The organism is Bacillus sp. KICET-1, from assembly GCF_027721405.1.
In the GTDB taxonomy this organism is placed as follows: Bacteria; Bacillota; Bacilli; order Bacillales; family Bacillaceae; genus Bacillus; species Bacillus velezensis.
In genome coordinates, this window is sequence record NZ_CP113515.1 from 3167368 (window position 1) to 3194214 (window position 26847).

1 protein-coding gene and 1 pseudogene are annotated in these 26847 nt (G+C 50.2%); both read right to left on the minus strand.

Going from position 1 to position 26847, the window contains the following annotated elements; genetic code table 11:
• Positions 1 to 13 precede the first annotated feature (13 nt).
• Positions 14 to 16315: a non-ribosomal peptide synthetase gene (locus OVA33_RS16145; RefSeq protein WP_063636648.1), complete on the minus strand. Its 16302-nt coding sequence runs from the start codon at positions 16313 to 16315 to the stop codon at positions 14 to 16.
• A pseudogene (locus OVA33_RS16150) lies at positions 16305 to 26838 on the minus strand (SDR family NAD(P)-dependent oxidoreductase). Before OVA33_RS16150 ends, OVA33_RS16145 begins: the two are co-directional and overlap by 11 nt.
• Between the last annotated feature and the right edge of the window lie 9 nt (positions 26839 to 26847).

Genomic DNA, 26847 nt, shown 5'->3' on the forward strand with positions numbered 1-26847 from the left:
AGCCGTCCCCTCCTTAACTCAATTGTTGTACATGTCTTGTTACTTTAGGCTGATAGCTTCGCAGTTTTTGCATCGCCGAGCCGTGATGTTCAGGGTATACTTCTATCATTTCTTCCGGTTTTTCCTCCGGCTCTTCCGCCTGTTTCATCATGACGAACTGATTCAATGGGCCGCCGAGCAATCGTTCAAGCGCCGCCATTGCTTCGGGCGCTTCAATTGATCCGACTCCCGCCTGTTTCATCCGTTCTTGATAATCGGCAGATGATACGATTCCGACACTGCCCCAGTAGCTCCAATTCATCACTGCCGCCGAATACGGCCGGACTTGAGCCAAATGAGCGGCAAAGGCATCTTTGAAACTGCACCCGGCAGCATAATTGCTTTGTCCGGCCGCTCGTGCAAATGATTGAACAGATGAGAAGAACAAAGCAAAGTCCAGCGGCTCATTTTGGAACACGCGGGCCATATTCACGCTGACATTGACTTTTGCAGCGAGCACGCTTTTAAAACGGCTTTCCGGCATATTTTTCAGGCTCTGATCCTCTAAAACAATTGCGGAATGGATGATTCCGTTAATTTGCGGGTGCGTGCGTTTGATCGTTTCATACGCCCGTGTGAGCTCATTCGGATTTGCCGCGTCAGCTTCAATATAAATCGGCGCCGGGCCGAATTGGCTGAGTCTGTCGATTTTTTCCTGGATGGCGCTGTTATGTTTTCGTCTGCCGATCCAAACGACTCGCGCCTGATATGTTTTCACGGCATATTCGCTCCATGCCTCGCCGATGCCCCCCGCGCCGCCGATGACGACATAAACGCCGCCTTGTTGGTAAGCGGGCCGGCTTGACACCGGCTGCTGTACAGGAATAAGGCGCTGTTTGTACCAGTGATTGTTCCGGTACGCCCATGTATTGCCTTGCTCATCAAACGGCGCTGAGAACAGCTCCGCCTTTGAAACATCTTCCGGACATCCGGCATCAATCAGCCTTGTTTGCCAGTTCGGATACTCTTTTGCGAGCGAGCCGACCAAACCGTGAATGCCTGCATGAGCCGGATCAATAATGTCCGCCGGCTGTACGGACTGTGTTTTTATTGTGACTGCAGTCAAGCTGATTCGCTTGCCTCCGTATCCTAAAGCAAGCATTGCCTTAATCACTCTGTACATCTGGATGACGCCCGCATCCTGAGCTTTTACCATGTCGTCAGCGCTGTGAAAAGGAGCGATCCATACGATATGCCCGAAAGACCCTGTTGCTTTCAGTTCAGCCGCAACAGCCTCTATTTCATCCTCCGGGTTGATATTAAGCCGTTTCGCAGAAGGATGATGCAATTGAAAAACCGCGCTTTCCTCATCCCCCGCGATAAAGACAACCTCTTCCGTCTTATATGCCGGGCTTTGATCACGGAATTCCGCGAGATCCCACACCGGAGCCAGAAGGTTTGCTCCATTTAATGATGTTTCCGGCGCGGGGCCTTCCATCATTCTGGAAGAAATCCCTTTAATTCTGACACAGACCCGGCCTGTCTCATCGCATAAGTCAATGTCCATACGCTGTATTTTTTCATCCGTTCCCCGGGAGCTGACATACGCCCACATGCTTGTCGTGCACGGGCTGAAAATGTCCAGTTCTTCAAGGGCGAACGGCAGTGACAGCTGGTTATCATCTGCGTGCAGCTTCAGACCGATTGTCGCTTGTAAAGCTGAATCAAGCATACACGGGTGAAGAACGTATTGATCTGCCGTTTCTTCGAGGAAGGAAGGCAGCCGGAGCTCAGCCAATGCTTGATTGCTTCCGATATGAATCTGCTGAATTCCTTGTTGTCCGGGACCGTAGTCAATGCCGATTTTGCTGAATAAGCCGTAACACTGTTCAGAAGTCAGTATACTGAGGCCGCATTGAGCTTTCAGTGCGCCTATATCACGGTGCGGAGCCTCCCCGGCGCTGAGAATGCCGGCAGCCCCCTGACAGTGTATCTGCCTGCCGCTTGCTTCTGTTTGTGAATCCGTGTAAACGTCATACACGATTTCACCGTTTTCCCTCGGGTTCAGGCTGATCTGCGCTTCAATCGGGCGGTTTCCCGCTTCGATCGGCCGAACCCAAACGATGTTTTTCAGGCGGGTGACAGAAGGACGTTCCTTTTGACCTTTGACTGCCTGAGCAACCGCCGCCCTAGCCATTTCCAAGTAGGCAACGCCCGGCATAACCGGCTTGCCCTTAATAAGATGATCGGTGAAAATCGTCTCTTGTCCCGTAAATTCGGATCGGTACCGCTGCTCTGTTAAATCTGATACATTTTCGTGAAGCAGCGGGTGCAGCACCCGCGACGTCGGCACAGCTTGCGGTTTCTCTGCTTTCGGCCGGTTGTCCGTGATCCAGTACCGCTCTTTCGCAAACGGGTAAGCAGGAAGACTCAGCCGTTGAGGCTTGATATCAGAATATAAGCCGTCCCATTTGATATCCGCGCCCTGCACCCATAATTCCGCAAGCTTGTCATTCTCTCGGCGGCTTATCAGCTCTTCGATATCCGCCTCGCCGTTTGCACCTGCCAGAATGGATTTCAGGGAGGTTTTACCCGCTTTTCCTTTATAAATGCCCGCTATATCATAACGTCCTTTCGCACAGCTCTTTAGCTTGTCCCGCAGTTCTTCGGCCGAGGAAGCGATAATGGCCGCTCTTTCTTCCATGGCATCACGCCCCTGCTGAAGCGTGTAAGCAACATCGGCAAGATCCGCATCCGTAAAAGAAGCTTGCGCCAGCTGCTGCGCCTGTTCCTGCAGACGTTCTTCTTCTTTGGCCGACAGCACAAAGATTTGAGGGTGTGTGAAAACAGCTGTTTTTCTTTCTTCCTTCGGGATATATTCTTCAATGACGACATGGGCGTTTACGCCGCCGATGCCGAAAGAACTGATTCCCGCACGGCGCGGCAGAAGATTGCCGTTTTCGTCTTTCAATGCCGTCCATTCTCTTTTTTCCTGTACGATGTAAAACGGACTGTCTTTCAGCTTGATATACGGGTTGATGACCTCGCTGTGGAGGCTTTTTGCAAGTGTTTTATGCTTCATCTGCATCAGCACTTTGATCACACCCGCGACACCGGCTGCCAGTGACAGGTGGCCGATATTGGTTTTGGCCGAACCCAGACCGCAGTGACTCGCGTAAACGGCGGAATCGCCTGTTTTTTCGTACAGCTTTTGAAAGGCGGATTTCAGGCCGTTGATTTCGACCGGATCGCCAAGCTCCGTTCCGGTTCCGTGCGCTTCTATATAAGTGACTGTTCTCGGATCAATGCCTGCTTTGTCATAAGCCGTTCTGACGACTTCCGCCTGGGCTTTCGGGTTCGGTGTCGTCAAGGAGTTCGCGCGTCCGCCGTGGTTGACCGCGCTGCCTTTAATGACACCGTAGATATGATCTCCCGCTTTTTCCGCTTCTGACAGCTTTTTCAAAAACAGAATTCCGGCACCTTCACTGACGGCAAATCCGTCCGCCCTGTCGGAGAACGTTTTACATTTCCCTTCTTTGCTCAGAGCGCCGGCTTTGTCATAAGCGATGTGGCCTTGCGGTGTGACGACAGTATTCACGCCGCCGGCGATCGCCATATCGCAGTTCCCGTTTTCAATGGCGCATACGGCGTGATGAATCGCGACCAGCGAGCTGGAACAAGCCGTGTCGATCGGTTCACTCGGCCCGTGCAGATTAAGCATATAGCTGACGCGGTTCGGTCCCGCTGACGGACTCATATTTGCGGCTGACGCACCGCCGATATCCAGGTCGGAAAACAGTGAGCCGTATCCGGTATTCCCCGTGCCGATATACAGGCCTGTTTTCGTGCCGGAAAGGCTTTTAGCGGAATATCCCGCATCTTCTATCGCCTTCCACGCATACATCATTAACAAGCGCTGCTGGGGATCCATCTGTTCGGCTTCCAGCGGTGAAATTCCGAAGAACAGCGGATCAAAATCCGCAACTCCGTCAATAAATCCGCCCCACTTTACATTTGTTTTATTGGCTTCATTAAGCGGGTCACCGTAATACTCACGCCAGTCCCAGCGATCCGCCGGCACCTCTGTTATACAATCTTTTCCCTCTTCTAAGTTGCGCCAATACTCATCAATATTTGCGGCCTTCGGAAACACTCCGCTCATGCCGACAATGGCGATCGGTTCCGGTTTATGTTCAGCCGCCGTCTGAACAGGCTGTACGGCAGTTTTTGCAAATCGTTTGTTCCCTGCCAGTCTGATACCGCCATCATCAGTTACGCTGCTTTGTTTTTCTTCTTTCGGCTGTGTGCTGCCGGCAAATTGTGTTTGATAGTCTTCTGCTAAATGATGCGCCAAGGCTTGAATCGTCGCATATTCAAAAAATACGGTCGGTGTCAGATCAAGCTGATAAGTGTCATTCAGCTTGTTGGCGAATTCCGTCAGCGTAATGGAATCAAATCCGTATTGATTAAACTCCAATTCGATATCGATTTCTTCAATGTTTATTTTCAGAAGCCCGGAAACCTCTTTTGCCAGCAATTCCTGAAGTTTTGCCGTCAGGTCTTTCGGCGCAGACGTTTCATCCGTTTTCTTAACCGGTGCAAAAGCGGCGTCAGGAGTCTTTTGAAGCAGCTTTTCCCGCATTACGGCGCGGTTTCCTTCCATGACGAGCACGCTTGTTTTCCCCATGCTCCATGCTTTGTAAAGAGCTTCTATTCCGGCCTCAGTGCGCATCGGCGTTACGCCGGTTCTTTTTTCGGTGAGCTTCGCCATTTCTTCATTGACTTGCATTCCGCCGTTTTTCCAAAGCGGCCAATTGACCGACAATGTGTGACCGTGGCGGTACATTGCGGTAACCAGCGCGTTGCGGTATGCCGCATAGCTGTCCATAAATGCGTTTGCCGCCGCATAATCCGCCTGTCCCGCATTCCCGGTGACGCCGGAAATGGATGAGAAAACGATGAAAAAGTCCAGCGCTAAATGCTCGGTTGCTTCATCAAGGTTGACAAATCCGTCCGTTTTAGGAGCCAATACACTGTAAAACTCTTCGGTTGTTTTCTTTGCGATATATTGATCTTTCATCACACCCGCGCTATGAATGATGCCGTGAAGGCCGCCATATTCCGTCTCAATTGTTTTGACCAGGTCTGCCGCAGTTTGAGCGTTTGTTACGTCAGCCTGCCTGTATTCCGCTTTTGCTCCGAGTGATTCAAGCGATTGCAGCTGCATCCGCTGATTCTCGCTTAATGCGGAACGGCCTGTCAAAACCAGTATCGGCTCTTTGACTTTGCGGGCGATTTCTTTCGCGAAAATAAAGCCTAAGCCCCCGGCTCCTCCGGTAATGAGATAAATGCCTCCGTCGTTCCACGGAATGCGTATTTTGCCGCCGGACACGGCCGTTTCTTTGACATCTGCGCTGTATCGGATGCCGTTTTCATATTTGATATGGCTGTCATCAGCCCGTGTTTTATTTTCTCTGATGATGTCTGTGATTCTGCCGTTTTCCGCCGGTTCTATTTCAATCAGCTGGGTTTTCAGTTTTTTATGTTCCAGGCCGGCTGTTTTTAACAAAGCTGAAATGCCTGAGAGCAGCTGATGCTTATCTGTTTTAGAGAGAACCGTCTGGATGAAGACGTCTCCATCCGTCTCTTCCTTCAGCAGTTTTTGCAGCGTCTCCAATATCCGTCCTGTATAATCACGGAAGCGCGCCGCCGCTTTCCCGTGCTGGGAGGTCATTTCAATACATGCAGCTCCCGCGGCTTCAACGGCTTGTTTCAATCCGGCCTCTGTGTCACAAAGCAACACGATATGCCGGGCAAAAACCGGTTCCGTTTGAACGGCGGTTTCATCACTTCGGGTCCATACCGGCTCAAGCATGAGCGTTCCCGGAGCTTTTTCTTTTTTCTCAGGTTCTTTTTCAGCCATTCTGAATGACAAACCTTTCAGCCTTACGCAAACCTTGCCGTTTTCATCACAAATATCAAGATCGCGTTTTTCAATCTGGCCGGCTTTGTGGTCTTCAGAAAGTCTGGCGTAAACCCACATCTCGGCAGCGCATGCGCTGAATACTTCAAGCTCCTGAACCGCAAACGGAAGCATCAGTTTTTCATCATTTGTTCCGGTTAATATGCTTGATGCCTGCAATGCAGAGTCCATTAAGCCCGGATGCATGACATACTCCTGTACCGTGTCCGCACAAGCCGCATCAAGTGACAGTCTGCCCAATACGAAATCATCACCTGTATAAATCGCTTTGACACCCCGGAAAGCCGGGCCGTAATCAAAACCGATTTTGCGGTACATATCGTACACTTCATCTGCAGAAAACGGTGTCTCGGCGGATTGTGATCTCAGCTTTTGGAGATCAATGACCGGAGCCTCGGCGTCAGGGCGGACTGATACTGCCCCTTGGCTGTAAACGGACGGCTGATCTGTGTCCCGGCCGCTGTAAATGTCGAATTGAACGTCATTTGCCGTTTCAGGAATGAGACGGATGTTGACATGAACCGGCTCGTCTTCAATGGTGATCGGCCGCACCCAAACCGTATTCTTAAGCTTGACGCTTCCTTGTCCGGCCGGAACTTCAGATGCCTGTTCCATTGCTGCGCGCGCCATTTCAAGATGTGCCACTCCCGGTAAAATCGGCACGCCTTTTACAACATGGTCCGCAAGGTAAAATTCTTCTCCTGTATAGATTGAACTGAACCGCTGTTCTGCAAGGTTTGAAGTATTTCTGTGCAGAAGCGGATGAAGCGCGTCTTGTTTTCCGGCAGATACAGTTTTTGTTTTTTCGTGTTTTCCGGTATGTTTCGCCGCCCAATAACGGTCTTTTGCAAAAGGATACGACGGCAGGCTCATACGTTTAGGCGGCCGGTCTCCATACAGCTTCGCCCAATCGACGTTCAGCCCTTTGACCCACAATTCAAGCAGCTTCGCGTATTTGCCGCGGGCCATCCATTTTTCAACGGCTTCTTGAATTTCTTCATCTTCCGTCAGCATTTGCAGCGTGCCTTTGTCTATTCTTCCTCTGTACAAGTCCGCGTGCTTATCTCCAGTGATAAACTGTGACAGTTTTTCCTGCAGTTCTTCTGCGGATCCGGCAATAACCGCCAGGCGTTCTTCCATGGCGTCCCTTCCGATTTGGAGGGTATATGCCATAGAAACGAGGGAGGATTGATCGTACCGTTTTTCAGTAAGCGCACGTTTCAGCTGTTTTGCCTGCTCTTTCAGGCGTTTTTCATTTTTGGCGGACAGAACGAAAAGACATGGATCGATATGAGAATCATCTGCTTCCTCTCTGTCTTCTGGGATGTATTCTTCGATGACGACGTGGGCATTTACGCCTCCGATGCCGAATGAGCTGATGCCCGCGCGGCGCGGCTGTTCGTTACCGCGTTCGTCCGTCTGCGTCTTCCATTCCATCGTCTCCCGCACCAGATAAAACGGGCTGTCTTCAAGCTGAATGTACGGATTTACCGTCTCACAGTGGAGACTTTTTACTAGTGTCCGATGCTTCATCTGCAGCAAAATTTTAATAATGCCCGCTGCCCCCGCGGCAAGGGATAAATGGCCGATATTCGTTTTGACCGACCCTAAGCCGCAATAGCCGGCCGCTTTCTCTTTTCCGTCTGTAAACGAGCTGAACGCTTGTTTCAGGCCGTTAATTTCAACGGGATCTCCCAGTTCTGTTCCGGTGCCGTGCGCTTCGATATAAGAGACTGTTTTCGGATCAATGCCCGCTTTTTTGTATGCGGCTTTAATGACTTCCGCCTGTTGTTTCGGGTTAGGCGTTGTTAAAGATGCCGCGCGGCCGCCGTGATTCACCGCGCTTCCTTTAATGACGCCGTAAATGTGGTCCCCATCCGCCTCAGCGGCTTTCAGCTTTTTGAGGAAAAAGAGACCGGCTCCTTCACCATGGGCAAAACCGTCAGCCTGATCAGAGAACGTTTTGCATCTTCCTTCTTTACTCAGCGCGCCCGCTTTATCAAAACTGATATACACATCCGGAAGAACAATCGTATTGATTCCTCCCGCCAAAGCCATGTCGCACGTCCCTTCTTCAATTGAAGAAACGGCATGGTGTATGGCAACGAGCGAGCTTGAGCAGGCGGTATCAATCGGTTCGCTCGGCCCGTGCAGATTGAGCGTATAGCTGACACGGTTCGGTCCGACAGACGGACTTGTATTCGCCGCGGATGACCCTTCAATCTCCGCATCGGCATTGGCTAAAAGAGAACCGTAGCCGGTATTTCCGGTCCCGATAAACACACCTGTTTTTGTGCCTGAGAGACTCTTTGACGCATATCCGGCATCTTCAATCGCTTTCCACGCGTGCGTCAGCAAGAGTCGCTGCTGAGGGTCCATTTGCTCCGCTTCCCGCGGTGAAATCCCGAAAAACAATGGATCAAATTCAGCAATTCCGTCAATAAACCCGCCTTGGTTGACGTTTGTTTTATTGGCTTCTTTTGCGGGATCCCCGTAATAGTCCCGCCAGTCCCAGCGGTCTTTCGGAATCTCGGTCATGCAGTCTTTGCCTTCTTTCAGGTTCTGCCAGTAAGCTTCAATGTCTTCTGCCATCGGGAAAATCCCGCTGATGCCTACGATTGCGATCGGTTCCGGCCCTTGGTCCCGCTGCACTGTCTGCGGAAGTGTCTCAGGCAGAGTGCGGCGTCGCTTAACGGCCGGGCGCGTGATTTGAGTCTCTTTTACCGGTCTTGCCGATTGAACCGTTTTTGTATTTACCGCAAACCGTCCGGCAAATTCCTCTTCGTATTCACTGATTAAATGAACGGCAAATTCATGGATTGTCGGATGATCAAAGAAAATCGTCGGCGTTAATGTAAGCCGGTACGTTTTGTTTAACTGGTTCGTAAACTCAGTCATCGAGATAGAATCCAGCCCGTATTTTGTCATTTCTTCATGAGGATCAATTTTGTCAATGTTTACTTTTAACAGTGAGGCCGTCTGCTGTTTTAACAGATGCTTCACTTTTTCAAGCAGGCTGTCAGCATCAATGTCATGACGTACGCCGGTCTCTGCTTCCGGATGATCATTCTCTTTGCGGAACAGTTTTGCTTTCATGTGTTTCACATCTCCTTCAACAACCGTCATCCGGGCTGTCCCGCTCATCAAGCCTTGATATAAAGCCTTGATGCCGGCATCTGTGCCGAGCGGTGCGATTCCCGCCTCCTGCATCAGCATATCTTCCGTCTGCTTTCCTGCCTGCATTCCGCCTTCTTTCCATAACGGCCAGCTGACAGAAAGCGTCTTTCCGTATCTTTGTCCTGCGGCTTGTAAAGAACGGCGGTACTCGGCATACATCTCCATAAAGACATTTGCAGACGCATAATCAGCCTGGCCGACGCTTCCAAGCACACCTGATAAGGATGAGAAGACAATAAAGACATCTAATTTCTCATGTTGTGACGCTTCATCAAGATACACAAGGCCCTTCACTTTCGGAGCGAGAACGTGTTGGTATTCCTCTGCCGTCTTCTTCACCATGTAGTTGTCTTTTATAATGCCGGCACTGTGAACAATCCCGTCCAGCCTGCCGTGCCGTTTGCGGATATTGCGGATCAATCGGTATACTTCTGCTTCGTCCGTGACATCGGTCTGCTCGTAGAAAACAGAAGCGCCGGCAGCACGTACTGTTTCCAGCATGTCTTTCTGCTTTTCTCTGAGAGCGGACCGGCCGGTTAGTATGATGACGGTGTCTTTTGTACGGTTTGCGATCTCTTTTGCAAAAATCAGACCTAAACCTCCCGCACCTCCTGTAATGAGATAAACGCCTTCGTCTTTCCACGGAATGTCCGGCTCCGCTTGAGGTATATCCATTTCTCCCCAATCAGCGGCAAAGCGCTTGCCGTTTTCATATTTCACATGGACGCTTTCGGCATGCATACGGTTTTCGGACGCTTTTTCCGCTATGCCTTCAGCACTTTCTTCCTCCTCGGCTTCGATCATTTGACAGATCAGCTTGGAATGTTCAAGGCATGCGGTTTTGAAGAGTCCGGTAATGCCTGAGAACACCTGCTGTAAGCCTGCTGACCGCGTAACAGCCTGAAGAAGAACGCGGCCCATCGGCTTGCTTTTCATTATGGTTTTGATATGGTCAAACATCTGACCCGCATAAGAATGATACCGCTCTGCAATAGATGCGGGACGATCGTCCAAGATAATGACGCTTGCATGTTCAAGCTTTGCTTCCACGGCCTGTTTTACAGCTTCATCGTACTCACAAAGGAAAATGATATGCTCTTCATACGAAGGCTCGTGGTCCGCCGGTTCCGGCTGCTCTTTCCAGACCGGTTCAGCGAGCAATGTGTCCGTACGGCTGACCGAAATGCCGGCACCCGCGTTTTCTTCCATGATCCGCGTTGAGAAACCTCTCATCCGCACACAAAGCCCGCCGTTATTGTCATATAGATCAATATCGGCTTTTTGGATAGGATCGCCGGCTTTATTGTTCGCACTGAATGTGACGAGCACCCACATATCATCAGCGCACGGCTTCAGAACGTCCAGCTCCTCTAAAGCAAACGGCAATGCGGCTTTGAATGGTTCCCCGCTTTCTGCAAGCAGCGCTCTCGTCACGTTTTGTAAATATTCGGCGGCCTGAAGCGCACCGTCCATTATACTCGGATGAAGGATATAATCAGCTTTTGTATGAGAGACGGATTCAGGAAGCTTCAATTTAGCAAGCAGCCGGTCTTCTCCTTTGTATACAAGCTGCACCCCTTTGTATCCGGGCCCGTAATCAGCACCGATCATTCCTTTGTAAAACGCTTGAGATTCGATTATTCCCTGTGTGCACCGGCGCTTCAGCTGCTCAATATCCGCCGCTTCCTCCGGTTCCTTCCGGATGATTTCAGCGATGCCCTGATTATAAAGAGGAGCTTCTTCACCGATAGAATCGTTACCCCCGTACATTCTGTAATGAATCTGTCCGTCCTCTTCTTCATAAAGTCCGATATGGACACGGACAGCGTCCTGATCGGCTATCACCGGGCGGACCCAAACAATATTCTTTAAGCGCAGGCCCAGAGATTCCTCTGTTGCCCCGCCGATGCTTTTCTCCGCCGCGGCCCGTGCCATCTCAAGAGTAACGGCAGCCGGCACGATCGCCATTCCTTTAATGATATGCTCGGCAATAAAATACTCTTTTCCCGTGAATTCCGAACTGAACCGCTGCTCCTGCAAGACAGATGTATTCTGATGTACCAACGGATGCAAAAGTTTGGTATCCGTTTGCTTCACAGTTTCCTCCGGCCAGAAGCGCTCCTCTGCGAACGGGTAGGTCGGCGCACTGATTCTTTGCGGCGCGGAATCCTGATACAATAAGCCCCAATCGACACGCGCTCCTTCAACCCAGAGCGCCGCGAGTGCTTTCAGCTTTTCATCCCGTGTCTGACATGACGCAAGCTCTTCCATCTCCTGAGCTGACACTTCTCTGCTTCTCACTTTTTCGCCCCGTAAGATGTTTTGGTCATTGCCGTTGATAAAATCCTGCAGCTGACGCTTCAAATCGTGACGATCATGACTGATAAAAACGGCTCTCTCTTCCATCGCTTCACGTCCGGTCTGATACGTAAATGCCAGATCATGCAAGGAAACATCGTTTTCGGCTTCATCCAGAAAGCCGGATAAACAAGATGCATAGGCAGTAAGACGCTGCTTATTTCTCGCTGACAGCGGAACGATAAAAGGCGGCTGTCCGTCCTTTGATCCGCTGATCGCTTTGTTTTCGTACTGTTCAAAAATGGCGTGTGCGTTTGTTCCTCCGAGTCCGAATGAGCTTAACGCTGCGCGGTGCGGCGTCTCTCTCTCCGGAAGCGGTTTTCGCTTATCCGCCACATAAAACGGCGAACCGCTGAATTTGATATTCGGATTCGGTGACGTGTAATTAATGGTAGGCGCCAACTCCCGGTGATATAAACTCATGGCGACTTTGATGCACCCGGCCAGACCTGCTGCTGTATCCAAATGTCCGATATTCGTTTTTACGGAGCCGATCCCGCAATACTGCTCCCGGTCCGTGTAACGTTTATACACTTGCTGCAGCGCGGACATCTCAATCGGATCACCCAATGTCGTTCCTGTGCCGTGCGCTTCGATATAGGAAATCGTCTCCGGGTGAATATTCGTGCTGTCTAAAACATGCTGGATGACGTCAGTCTGGCCTTTTACACTCGGTGCGTAAAAACCGACTTTATCCGCTCCGTCATTGTTCAGACCGATGCCTCTGAGCATGGCGTATATGTGATCTCCGTCCTGAACGGCTTGTGACGCCTTTTTCAGCAGAATGACGGCCGCTCCTTCTCCGCCCGCCATACCGTCGGCTGAAGCGTCAAATGCCTTGACATGCCCGTCGCTTGAAAAATTCAATCCGTTTTGGTGCACATAGCCGATGCCGGCCGCTGCATGCAGAGTTGCTCCGCCGACGAGCGCGTATTCCGATTCTCCGCTCGTTATGCTTTTGTAGGCTGAATAAAGACCGACTAATGATGATGAGCAATTGGAATGAACGAAATAGCTTGGCCCTTTTAATCCGAGCTTATGGGAAACCATCGTCGGAATCGTGCCGCTCTGCGCTAACACCCATGACACATAGCCGTCGGGAGATTCATGGCCTTCTGTCGTTTTTTCCGGCAAAAGCGACCGATACGAATTATTGCTTGCCGACATATATACGCTTGTCTTCGGAATCTCTTTCGATACATATCCCGCGTCCTCGACGGCTTTCCAAGAATGAAGCAGCAGAAGCCGCAGCTGAGGATCCATAAATTCTGCGTCTTTCGGAGAAATGTGAAAGAACTCAGGGTCAAAGAGATCTTTTCCTTCTATCGTCGATAATGCCGGCACATAGTCGGGATTTTCGATCAAATCCTCAGGCACACCGGCTTCCCGAAGTTCTTCTTCCGAGTAGAAACGGACGCTTTCTTTTCCTTCTCTTAACTGCTTCCAAAACTCATGATGATTTTTCGCGCCGGGGAACTGGCAGGAAATCCCCACTATCGCCACACTGTCTTCAAAGTAAGACGGCATCCCGTTTTGCGGTGTATGTTCTTTTTCTCTTTCATCTTGGCCGGGCACCTCTGATTCAGCTGCCTGTTTTGTTTCAACAATAAATCGGCTGATCGCCTGAATGGTAGAGTGTTCGAATAAATCCGTGACGGTAAAATCGCATTCCAGCTCCTGTTTAATGCGTTCTGCCGCTGCAACAGCCAGAAGCGAGTCGCCTCCCACATCGAAAAAGCCGTCTTCGGTTTTGATGCCCGCCGTATTCAGCAGGTCTTCCCATATTGCGGTCACTTTCGCTTCCGCTTCTGATAACGGCAGTCTGCCCGTCTTTTCAGACCGGTGAACGATTACCTTGCGCTGTTTTAGGTCTTTGCGGTTCACTTTTCCGCTCGGTGTTAACGGCAGCGCATCCAGACGGATAAAATGGGCAGGCGCCATATAATCCGGCAGACTCGATAAAAGATGGTTGCGGAGCGCTTTTTCATCTGCCGTATGACCGGAGCGGGCCGTATAATAAGCAATCAGCTTTTTATGTCCGTTCTTTTCCTGAACAACTACCGCCTGATCAAGGATATCCGGATGTTCGCTCAATTTCGTTTCAATCGCTCCCAATTCGATGCGGAAGCCGCGGATTTTCACCTGACTGTCAATCCGGCCGGCATATTCTATATTTCCGTCAGGCAGCCATCTGGCCAAATCACCTGTCTTGTAAAGTTTTTCTCCTTCACTAAACGGATTATCAATAAATGATGCCGCCGTCAGCTCAGGCTGATTGTAATAGCCTCTGGCCAGACCGGCGCCGGCCACGCAAAGCTCCCCGGCCACACCGTCAGGAACGGGGCTGAGCTTTTCATCGACGATATAAAGCCGCGTGTTGTGAATCGGTTTCCCGATCGGCGTATTCCTGCTTGTGATTTCCTTTTGGCCGCAGCTGTAGTAAGCGGCATAAATGGATGTTTCCGTCGGGCCGTATATATTTTCAATTCTGGCATGTTTGAAGATGGAAACTGACTTTTTGACTAAATCTTTCGGAAACGCCTCACCTGCCACCATCACATACTTCACAGGGCCGTCTTCTGTAAATGCCGTATGCCGCTTTACCGTTTCCAGAAATACATTAAACACGGCGGGCGCAAAATTCAGATGCGTGACCTGGTGGGTTTGGATGTATTCCATGCAAAGCTGCGGATTTTTTTCTGCACCAGGCGGCAAAATGACAAGCCGTCCGTTTCCGATAAACCAGCCGAATAATTCAGAAATCGAAACGTCAAATACGTAATTCGTTTTTAACAAATAGGCATCCTCTTGAGCGACCGGGTACTCAGCTTCTAAAAACTGCAGCGTATTCATGATGGCTCTGTGCTCAACCATGACGCCTTTCGGTTTTCCCGTGCTTCCGGATGTATATAGAATATAAGCGAGATGATGCGGTTTTGAACGCGGCGTCAGTTGTGCCCCTCTGACAGAACGTCCGCGGTTTTCAATTTCCACCGTGCTCACACCGCCGATGGCCAACTGTTCAATCATGCCGCGCGTCTTTTCCTGCGTTAATACGATTGAAACGCCGCTGTCAGTCAACACGTGCGCCATCCGTTCGTTTGGAAAAGCCGGGTCCAGCGGCACATACGCGCCTCCCGCTTTTAAAATGGCGAGGATGCCGATGACCATCTCAAAAGAACGCTCCGTACAAATGCCGACCGGGCATTCCGGTGTGACGCCCTTTTCTTGCAGGTACACAGCGAGCGCCGTGCTTCGTTCATCTAATTCGCGATATGTAAGACTGTTTTCACCGAATGTGACGGCTTCTCTGTCAGGGTGGCGTCCGGCTTTTTCCGCAAACACTTCATGAATGCAGCGCTCATTCGGCTGATGGGATGAACGGCTTGCTTCACGTTTTTGATTAAGCAGGCCGGAACATGCTTCAAAAGCGATCTCCGGATCAGAAAGCACCTTTTCTGCCAGTTTCATATAATGCTCCGCCATTCGTTCGATGAAAGAAGGGCTGTAGACATCCGGGTTGTACAGAAATTGCAGGACGGTTCCCGTTTCTTTTTTATAGACTTCAAGCGCAAGCTCAAATTCGCCTTCCTGATGAATGTCTTCTATCATTTCAATGCCGAGTGATTGATATAGTTCCGCCAGCTTTTCCGCTCCTTCTGTCCGGAAGAAGTTTTGATAGAAAAACGCGGTTTGAAAAACAGGCGACACCGCAGGCGAGCGTTCCGTCTTCAATTCTTTTACAAGCGCGGGAAACGGATACGCGGCATGGTCCAGCCCTTCTGCCAGTGTCAGCTGCAGCTCCTTCAAAAACGACGTAAAAGATTTGGCGCCCGTCTCCCTGCTTCTGACCGCGATCATATTAATAAAGTATCCGATGACAGACTCAAATTGAGCCTCAGAACGCCCCATCGTCGGCATGCCGACGATGACATCTTCCTGATTCGTATATTGATAGAGCAGTCCTTTAAAAATAGCGAGATACACAACGGATTCATTGACATTATTTTTTTGGGCACAAACTTTAATCTGCCGGTTCAGTTCATCAGGAAGCAAGCGCTGATACGCCTGCCCCCTGCAAGTTTGAACCGATGATCTCGGATAATCCGACGGAAGCTCAAGCACCGGCAGCGGTCCTTTCAGCTGCTTTTTCCAATAAGACAGATGCGTTTTTCCCGCTTCGCTTTCCAGCAGCTCTTTTTCCCATTTCACAAAGTCATGATAATCTGCGGCCTGCTGAAGCATGACAGGTTCTTTGCCTTCACTTGCTTTTACATAAGCGTCCAGCAGCGCCGACATAAACGTCATAAGAGAGACGCCGTCAAAAATGATATGGTGAATGGTAATTAACACAATCGGCTCCCGCTTCGCCCGCCGGAATACTTGAACACGCAGGAGCGGCCCGGTTTCAAGCGAGAACGGTTCTTTTGCTTTTTCTTTAATAAACGTAAGCGCATCACGCCCGCTTAATTCGGAAAGATCCATTTCTTCAATCGGAAAATGCCGATCCGTATCTTCTATCTGATACGGAAGGCCGTTTTCCTCTTTTATCACACTGGTCAAAATAGGGTGCTGGCGCTGCACGGACAAAAGGGCGTTTTTGAATGTCTCGACATCCAGCTTTTGAAAACGAAAGCATAACGGAATGTTATATGCGCTCATCTCCGGAAACATTTTCTGAAGCATCCACAAACCTTTCTGGCCTTCAGAAAGCGGACGTTTTGCAGTTGTCCGCTTGAAAGCCTGAAGCTTTTGTTCTACTTCAGCGATGGTGAGCGTTCCTGATCTGTAGGCATCGAGAAGTTCTTTATGATTCATAGGTCTTACTCCCTTCTATGATGTCTTGCACTCTTTTAAAATCTAATGTCCCCTCAGAGACCTGTTTCATCATGGCGATGATCTCCTGATCCGTATACTCCTTGTTATCCGGAGCGGCGGCTTCTGTTTCGGTTTCTTCCGTTCGGTAAAACGTTTCGATCGTTTCTTTATGTTCTGTCAGGTAATAGCTGATGACGTCTCCGAGCGTGGCATAGCTGTAAAATAACGCCGGAGTGACTTCAATGCCGTAATGACTCGACAAAAGAGCGGCAAATTTGGCTAAATAGATGGAATCAAATCCGAATTCCGCCCAGTTTTTATGCAGGACGAGTTTATCTTTGGATATTTTCAGCAGACTGTGTATCAGCTCTTTCAAATCCGCTTCGAGCCGTTTTTCCGCGCTTTCTTCCGGGATGCGGCGGCTCACGGTTTCCAAAAGCGCATCCGTTTTTAATGAATCGTCCCGCCGTATGCCTAAAAATCGTTCGGCACGGCTTCTTTCGCCGGCAATGACAAGGCACTGGGTGTTGTCTTGAGAAATGATGCGCTCAAAAAGCTCAATGCCTTCATCTGTTTCTAACAGGCGCTGACCGCTTGATTTCAGGTACATGCCCGTCGTCTCTTCACCGCCGACGGCCATTCCGCCGTTTTTCCAGAGCGGCCAGTTTATGACAAAAGCGTTTCCGCTTTCGGATTGTTCGTTTTTATAGCGGGCATACGCCATTTGGAACCTGTTCGCGACCGCATAATCACAGCAGCCGAAATCCCCTAAAACAGCCGATGTGGATGAAAAGTAGCAGATGAAATCAGGCGTTTCGTTTTTCAGCCACTCGTCAAGAAGCAGGCTTCCGTTTATTTTCGGTTCAAGCGTACTGCGGAAATTCCCGATTTCATTTTCAAAGACGGATGTTCTGCTTTCGATGCCCGCCGCATGAATGACGCCGTGAATGGCTCCGAATCGTTCTTTCGCGCGCTTGATGCAGTCGCCCATTCCGATCGGATCACAAACATCGGCTTCGGCGTAAAGAACACCCGCGCCGAGATTTTCCAGATCTTTCATTTTTTCTTTCTTTTCTTCATTGATCGGCGACCGCCCCGTGAGAATGACATTTGCCTGGTAGTTCCGGGCGAGATGGCGGGCAAATAAGTAGCCGAGCCCTCCTAATCCGCCTGTAATGAGATATGTTCCGCCGGTTCTGATCCTGCTGTTTTCTTTCGTTAGTCCGGTTGGTTCGGTGTGATAGACATATCGTTTTCCCTCTTCCAAGAAAACAGTATGGTCTGTTTCAGCTTTCAGCTCGTCCCAAATGGTTCTCATCCAGTCCGTTATGGCCGCACCGGCTTTTCTGAAGTGGCCGGTAACACTTGTTTTCGGGAGAACAATGCCGAGCGAACGCTCAAAGCCGATCCATGATTCCAAGTAGCACCTTTCCAGACCGGATGCATATTCCCCCGCCAATAACAGCCTTTCCGGCTGCAGACCGGTCTCAGCCATTGCTTTAAGAATATGAACGATACATGAATAATCTTCGATGCAGCTTTTATCTTCAAGCGCCCATAAATACAAAATGGCAGAAGCCTCACCGTACTCTTTTTGAATATCCGCAAAAGCGTTCACATATGATTGCGGATCTTCCCGCACCACTTGGCAGCGGCCGGCGGACAGAGCCTCATGCCGGTCTCCCTGAGCGATAAAAATAACGTCAATGTCACTGTCATACGATTTGACCACAGAGACGGCTTCCTGCTGCTTCTTCTGATCAGATAAGAAAGAAATCACCGTTTTGACTTGCTTTTCTCCGGCTGCCGGCAGAGCCTGTTCTTTAAGAACTTCTCTAAAAGTCATTACTTCAAACTGCTCCGCCGGATCATTTTCGTCAGCCGGCGCGTTAACGGGCGCGGCCTTGCTTTGTACAGGCTGCTGATGCCAGAAGCGTTCTTTCGCAAACGGATAAGCAGGCAGGCTGATGCGGGCCGGAGGACGGTCTCCGTATAATTTCGCCCAATCGATGTCCAATCCTTTTACCCAAAGCTCAGCAGCTTAGAATATTTCCGTTTGCTGATCCAAGCGTCTATGATTGTTTCCATATCATCATCCGCCGAAAATACGGCAAGCATCCGTTTGTTTTCTTCCGTGCCGTCACGGTGCAGTCCGGCGCTGTTTTGTCCGGCGATAAATCCATTCAGTTTTTCCTCAAGTTCATGAAGTGAATGAACGATAAAGCCGAGACGCTCTTCCATCGGCACCCGGCCCGTCTGGAGAGTAAAAGCTATGCTCATAAGGTCGCTGCCGCTGTATCTTTTTTCACGGATGGCGTCTCTGAGCTGTTTTGCTTTTTCAGTGAGCCGTTCGCTGTTTTTCGCGGACAGGACGATGATGGCGGGCTGATCTGCCAGCGTTTCATCAGGCTCTTTGTCTGCCGTATATTCTTCTATGACGAGGTGGGCGTTTGCTCCTCCCGCGCCGAAGCTGCTTAACCCCGCCCTTCTCGGAAGCTCTCTGCCGCCGATGACGGGACGTTTCCACTCACCGAGCTCCTGCTGTACGGCAAACGGCGTATACGCGAAATCAATATTCGGATTCAGCTGTTCCGCGTGCAGGGACGGCGCAATTTGGCGGTCTTTCAGCTGGAATAATATTTTTGTCAGACCCGCAATGCCCGCGGCGCTTTCACAATGACCGATATTTGATTTTGCGGAGCCGATGGCGCAAAACTGTTTGTCTGTTGTATCCTCTTCAAATGCTTTCGTTAATCCGGCGATTTCAATCGGGTCTCCTAATGCGGTGCCCGTACCGTGGGCTTCAATATAACTGACGGTGCGCGCCGGAACGTTTGCCCTTTCGAAAGCTTCTTTTATTAAGGCGGCCTGCGCATTCGGATTCGGAACCGTGTATCCGTTCGTTTTGCCTCCGCTGTTAATGGTGCTTCCTTTAATCACACCGTAAATGTGATCGTTGTCGGCAATCGCTCGGTCTAACGGCTTTAACACGACCGCGCCCACCCCTTCTCCGTCGACAAAACCATCCGCGCGGTCTCCGAACGATTTGCACGTGTCACCTGCGGAAAGCATGTTCATGACTGACAGATTCATATAATGGATCGGATCGGTCACTATGTTTACGCCCCCAGCAATCGCGCATTCGCTTGAACCGCTGTATATGCTCTCAAGCGCCAGATGAATGGCCGTCAAAGAAGAAGAGCAGGCTGTATCAACGGCAATGCTCGGCCCTTGGAAATCAAAAAGGTAAGATACCCTGTTGGCAATGGACCAGTAGCCGTAGCCTGTCGGGTAGTTTTTGTTCATCGCGCCGGCAAAAACACCGATTTTTCTGCTTTGGCACAGGTTGTCAGGCGTATAGCCGGCATCCTCGATACTCGCATACGCCGTTTCTAAAAATAATCGCTCCTGCGGGTCCATGCGCTCCGCTTCCAATGGAGAAATCTGAAAGAACAGCGGATCAAACTTGTCCATATCTTCAATGAATCCGCCCCATTTCGTATAAATAGAGCCCTCTTTACCTTTTTCTTCATCGTAGTAATCCTGCCAGTTCCAGCGTTCCTGCGGGATTTCTTCTATGCAGTTTTTTCCTTTTTTAATGTTAGCCCAAAGCTCAGCCGCTGTTTTTGCCTGCGGGTAGCGTCCTGAAACGCCGATGATGGCCACGTCGCGAACCGAACTTTGCCGGACGGCCTCTTTGGCTGCCCGTTTTTCTCTCCGCCGCCAGTCAGTGCGAAGCGGCTTAGCCGGCTGTACAGCCTGCGGTTCGGATGCCGCCTCTGGTTCTTCATGAAGAGGCGCTTGTCCCGTCAGTTTGATCATCGCGGCTTTTTTTGTTTTGATTAAGTGGCCGACGAGAGCCTCGATCGTCTGATATTCAAAAAATAAGGTGCTGCTGACTTGGTCTAACACATTTCGTAACGCATTTGTCAGCTGTACGACGACGATAGAATCAATTCCGTATTTTTCAAGCGGCGCTTTCGGATCAATTTGAGCCGGCGGAATTTTTAACGTTTCTCCGATTAACGTTTTTAAGTACTCAGTGCTTTTTTCTGTTAAAGCTGTATCGCTTTTTTCGGCCGTTGTTTGCGGCTGAAGTTCCGGCGCTTGTGCTGCTTTTGGCAGTGCGGCCGGTGTTACGCCTCCTGCTTTAAGCGTTTTTTGGCGGACAATGCCGTTGCTTTTTGCCGCTACAATCTGATGGCTTAAATCATGTGCCGCTTCTGCCGGGAAATAGACAGAATGCCAGCCTTCGCTTTCTAACACGCGCTTCCAGCTTTTTGGATACAAGCCCGGACATCCCGGAATACGAAGGTCAGAATCTTCATGCAGCCACCAGCCTTCAAGCAGCCCGAAAGTAATATGCGGGAACAGGCTGTTTCCCGCCATTTCATTTAAGAGCAGCAGGCCGTTGTCTTTTAAAACGGCTTTGGCGTTTCTCAGCGTCTGGCGTATGTCTTTCGTCGCGTGAAGCACATTGGCCGCAACGACGATGTCGTATGCGCCCGGCTCTATGTCCTGACCGGAAAGCGGCGCTTCCGCGTTAAAAAGTTTATAAGTCAGATAAGGATTCTGTTTGCCGTATTCTGTTTCCGCATGCACGAGAAAAGCTTTCGATACATCGGTGTAACAGTATTCTTTTATATGGTTTTGATACGGCTTAAGCTTTTCAAATATGCCTGCGCTTGTGCCGCCTGTGCCCGCTCCGATTTCCAGTATACGGATGGCAGTTTTTGAGTTTTTACTGATGGTTTCTTTCACATAGGCCGTTAATGTATCTGACAGGGCGTCGTTAAAGTAATCCGCGACTTGATTGTGCTTATAAATTCCTTCAACAAGTTCCATTGAAGAGTGCGGGAACATGATATCCGTGGCCGGCACGTCTTCGCGCAGAATGTCCGGCAGTGCTTTAAGCATCGTCTCGGCTAAAACAGTCATCGCTTTTGTATCAGCGTTATTGAGCCATTCCGCTTTTTCCTGCTCCCATTTTCGCCATAGCGAGGCGGTTGTTTTTTCGGCGCGGGCTGACAGTGTAAATGAATCGGCATTCCCTTCCAGATAGCCGTGTTCCAGAAGGAAGGTGATCGTTTGATCGAGCCATTTTTTAAAATATTCGTGTTCAGGCTCATACGCTTTAAGGCTTTGCGGCGTCAGCAAGTCTGCTTCTTTAAGCTGGGCGATCAAAAGCTGATACAGAAAATCATCAAGCTCCTGATGTTCAGCCCCTCTTACAAGACGTGCGCCGGGCGGAGCGGCCTTCGGCTGTTGTCCGGTTACAAGCGGCTGAGGCGGATAAACGGAAATCGTTTCTCGTTCATTCATCCCCTCTACTGCGACCGGTTTTGTCGTATGAATGAAGGCTGCTTGATCAACCGGCATCGTCATAAGTGTTTCAAGCGCCTCCATCGCAGCGTCCGGTTCGATCAATCCCAATCCGATCTGATCCATCAGCTGAATAAAATTGCCGTCTTCAGCCGCTTCGCTGTTGCCCCAATAGCCCCAATTCATGACTTTGACCGGGCAGTTCCATTTCTGAGCAAGTTCTTTCGCAAATGCGTCACTGAAGGCGCATCCTGCGGCATAATGGCTTTGTTTCACATTATGAATAAATGCCACAAGCGAGGAGAAGAAGAGCGCAAAGTCAAGCGGCTCCCGTCCGAATACCTCAGCCATGGACACACTTACATCGGCTTTTGCCCGCAGCACCGATTTGAACTCTTCTGTCTTCATATTATTTAAGCTTTGCTCAGACAGATCCATTGCCGAGTGGATAACGCCGTTTATTTTTGTGTGGCGCTCTTTTATGAACTGATAAGCCCGCTCTAAGGAAGAACTGTCAGCGGCATCGGCGGAAACATATTCAGGCGCCGGGCCGAATGCGCTGAGCCGGTCGAGTTTCGCCTGTATGGAATCATTCAGTGTGCTTCTTCCGATCCAAATGATGCGTGCTTTGTAGCGGCGGATCATGTATTCACTCCATGCCTCGCCAAGATACCCCGCGCCTCCGATCACGGCATAAACCCCGCCTGTTTGGTACAGCGTGCCGTTTGTCGGCATATTGTCAAGCGGGATCAGCTGCCGCTCAAACAGCTGCTGATTGCGGTACGCCCAAATTTGACCGTTTTTCCCGGCAGAAAGACTGAGCGCCTCTTCGATCGGCCAGCTGCCGTCCGTTTCTGTGTCAATCATGCGGATATGCCAATGCGGATATTCTTTCGCCATTGTTCCGGCAAGTCCGCTGACTGCGGCTTGTGACGGGTCGGCGCTGTCTTGATCCGAAAACGGCTGGGCATTTGCTGTGACGATGCACCAGTCCAAACGTTTTTCTCCGTACCCTAAGGCAAGTAATGCTTTCATCAGCTTGAACACATGAAGAACGTTCCTTTCCTGTTCCTTGAGGCTGTCAGCACTCTCAGCCTGCGGAGCAAGCCAAATGATTTGCTCCAGTTCTTTTTGTCCTTCAAGCATGTGCGTAAGAGATGCGATATCATCCGTGCTTCTGATCGGATAATAGGAAGCGTTCGGCAGATGTTCTTTTATGCGCGTATGTCTCGAATCCGTTCCGCTGAATACTGCCGTCTGCTTATCCACCGCTGCTTCCCCGGCTTTTTCAAGCGCAACAGGCTCCCAAGCCGGAATCAGCATCGTATGGCCGACAGGCGCCTCCGAGGTTTCTCCGCCCGCTGTTTGGCCTGTGTCAAGCGCCCGGACGGACGCGCCTTTCATCCGGACATAAACCGTACCGGCATCATCACACATATCAATGTCAAATTTTCTTACGCTGTCATCTGCTTTGCTGCCTTCTGTGTACCGGATATATGACCAGATATGTTCAGGACACGGTCCGTACACTTCCACTTCCTGCATCGCAAACGGCAAAGAAAGCTCGTGGCTGTCTGCATCGTCATGTATCGACCGGACAAGCAGACCGACGGAGGCGTGAAAAGCGGCGTCCATCATACTCGGGTGAAGCGTATACTGTTCTTTTTTGTCATGTACGGCAGCCGGGAGTGAAATACGGGCCAATAATCGGTCTTCTCCAAGCAGCAACTGCTGTACGCCCCTGTATGCCTCTCCGTAATCCAGACCGATCTTCTCAAAAGCACCGTAACATTCTTCCGCAGTCACGATTCCTAAATTGCAGGAAGCTTTGACAGACTCGATATCTATCTGGGCGCTGCCCTGTTCGGTAATGACCGCTTCACCCTGGCTGTGAATAACCGGATCTTCGTCGTTTTCCGCCTCACTGTATATTTCATAGGTAATCTCACCATTATCTTCTGGGTAAAGGGCAATATGTATTTCTTTCGGTTTGTCTTCAATCATGACCGGACGGACCCAAACAACCTGCCTGAGTGTGACGCTATGGCCTTTTTCCTTCACGGCAGCGGCCTTTTTGACCGCCTCTGCGGCCATTTCCAAATAGGCGACACCCGGCAGTATTTTTTGTCCGTTGACGACATGGTCAGATAGGAAAAATTCATCTCCCGTAAAAAGAGACGTGAAGCGTGCTGCGAAAAATCTGACGTATTTTCTTGTAAAAGCGGATGCAGCACTGTTCCTGACGGGCTTTTCTCCTGTTTTTTCTGCTGCGGAATCCAATAGCGTTCTTTTGCAAACGGATACGTCGGAACGCTTGTTTTACGCGGTTTATATGAACCGTACAGCTTATTCCAATCTACTGTTTTCCCTTCTGCCCATAACTCGGCAAGCCGTCTCGGATCATCCGTCTCGGGAGCGGGTTCGCTCAGTTCCGGCAGCTCGGCTTGTCCGCGCCAAAGACCGGGGATGTTTTCGTTTCCTTTTACGAAATCATTCAGCTTTTCTTTCAAGTCGCGGGTGTCATTTACAAGGAAGACAGCTCTCTCCTCCATTGCTTCACGTCCTGTCTGAAGAGTATAAGCCAGTTCAGACAGCACCGTCTTTTCTGAAAGCGATCGGGCTAGTTTTTCCGCATAGGCCAGAAGCCTGTCTTTATTTCTTGCTGACAGCGGGATGAGTTTTGCTGCATCGTTCTCAGGTGCAGGCGCTTTTTGTTCAGGCTGAATGTATTCTTCTAAAATGATATGGGCATTCGAACCTGATGCACCGAAGGAACTGAGTCCGGCCCGGCGCGGATAATGTGTGACTTTACCGTTTTCTTCGGCTGCCGGCTGCTTCCACGGAGCAGTCTGCTGCTGTACGTAAAAAGGAGATCCCTCAAATTTCAGGTAAGGATTTAATTCCGCAGAATGCAGTGATTTGACAAGCGTTTTGTGATGAAGCTGCAGCGCCGCTTTTGTTAACCCGCTGATCCCCGCCGCTGATTCTGCGTGGCCGATATTTGATTTGACCGAACCGATGGAACAAAATTGCTGATCCTGCGTCCCTTGGCTGAACGCTTTTGACAGACCTTCAATTTCAATCGGGTCTCCTAACGAAGTACCCGTGCCATGGGCTTCCACATAACTGACGGTCCGCGGGCTGATACCTGCTTTTTTCAGACAGGCCTTAATGACTTCTGCCTGTGCAGCAGGACTCGGGACGGTAATTCCGCTTACTTTCCCTACGTGGTTAACGGCGCTTCCTTTAATGACCGCGTAAATGCGGTCGCCGTCTTGTTCGGCTTTTTCCAGCGGCTTGAGCAATACCGCACCGACTCCTTCTCCGGAAACGTAGCCGTCCCCGCCCTCGCCGAATGTACGGCAGCGGCCGTCACTTGAGTGCATGCCCACGCTTCCGTAGCTGAGATATTTCGCCGGGTGCAGCGACAAGTTCACCCCTCCCGCAAGCGCGGCTTCACATTCGCCGCGGCGGATGCTTTCAATGGCCAGATGGACGGCGGTCAATGATGAGGAACAAACGGTATCCACCGCGATGCTCGGCCCGTGGAAGTCACAATAATAGGACACTCTGTTGGCGATCTGCGCATAATTCAGTGAAACCGGAAAAGGATCAGTTTCAGATAATTGTTCTACGCCGATTAAGGAATAATCTTTATGCATCACCCCTGCAAATACGCCGATCGGATGCTGTTTCTCCCCTTTATTTCCCAGCGTTTCAGGCGTATACCCCGCATCTTCAATCGTTTCCCAGCATGTTTCTAAAAACAGGCGCTCCTGCGGGTCCATCGTTTCCGCCTCACGCGGTGAGATTCTGAAAAACTGCGGATCAAAGCAGTCGGCATCGTCAATGAAACCGCCCCATTTTGATACTGTTTTTCCTGACGGGGACGTTACGTTTTTATATGTTTGCCAATCCCATCGGGACTTCGGAACTTCAGTGATACAATCCGTGCCTGCCTTCAGGTTTTCCCAAAACTCCTCCACACTTTTCGCTTTCGGATAGCGGCCGGCCATTCCGATAATCGCGATGTCTCCGGTGTTTTTATGATGTTCTGGCGCGTCCGGTGCTTCAGCTTCAGACCGTGATGGTTCGGCTGCACGTTCCGCACATTCAAATGAAACGGTCTTTTTCAAAAAGGCTGCGAGTTCTTTTATATTTGTATATTCAAAGAGAAGAGTGGGCGCGAGGTCCGCACCCGTCTTTTTACTGATATCCTGTACAATCTCAAGCAAAGAAGATGAATCCAGCCCAAGCTCATAGTAGCCTGCAAGAACGTCCAGCGTCTCCCAAGGCTGACCAAGCTTATCAGCCAAAAGCTTCTTTAAAAACAGAATGATGTCTTTTTCATCTGTGCTTTCCGGCTCAGTTGCAGCCTGTTGATTCTGTTCGGCTGTATTCGCGTCTTCTTCGAGCCGAACCGCTTTTCCCGTAATGTTTTTAAGCTCCGCCACCTTTTGTCCGGATCGGCTGAAGTACTCGATCGTCATCGTTGTGAGTTCTTTTTCCTGACGGACGCCGGAAGCGGCGATACGCGCCGTGCACTCTGATTGCAGCCTGTCGGCGGCCGTGAACGATTCATAATATAAAGGCAGGTGAAGCCGGTTTGTTTCAGAAAGCAAACCGCTCGCCCCGATTCCGCTCGCATCCAAAAGGGCCGGATGGAATAAAAAGAAATCTTTTCCTTCTTCGCAAGAAAGCTCAGCCAGCATGCCGCCTTCTGTTTCGTACAATCGTCCGTTCGATTTCATCATGCCGGAATGAACCAAGTCATGATCCAGGCAGCGGTTATACATGTCATCAAGATTCAGAGATCTGCCTGACTGCTTCACATCGCCGAAATCAATGGTTTCGTCAAATGTGACAGCGTCTCTTTTCACCATTTCAGCCGTCGCATATTGTATATTGTCTGACAGCTCGTCACCTTGCTGTTTCTGCCCTGAAAGGGAGATGAGCCACTTTCCATCTCCGCTATCAGAACATTGAATGGTCAGAATGATTGCAGCCGTTTCACTGACGGTTAAAGGCTGATAAATCGTAACGTGCTTCAATTCGAGCTCATTGTATACATAACCGTGTTCCTGAAAAACCTGATAAATCAAATCGATATAAGCAAGACCGGGCAATACCGCTTCACCAAAGACCATATGGCCCTTCATGATGGGATGATCCAGTGAGATATTGATTTTTTCCGATATCATTCCTTCCCA

Excerpts from the sequence above, each read along its gene's own strand:
- OVA33_RS16145 (WP_063636648.1), bottom strand. The coding sequence starts at position 16,315 with ATGAATCATAAAGAACTTCTCGATGCCTACAGATCAGGAACGCTCACC.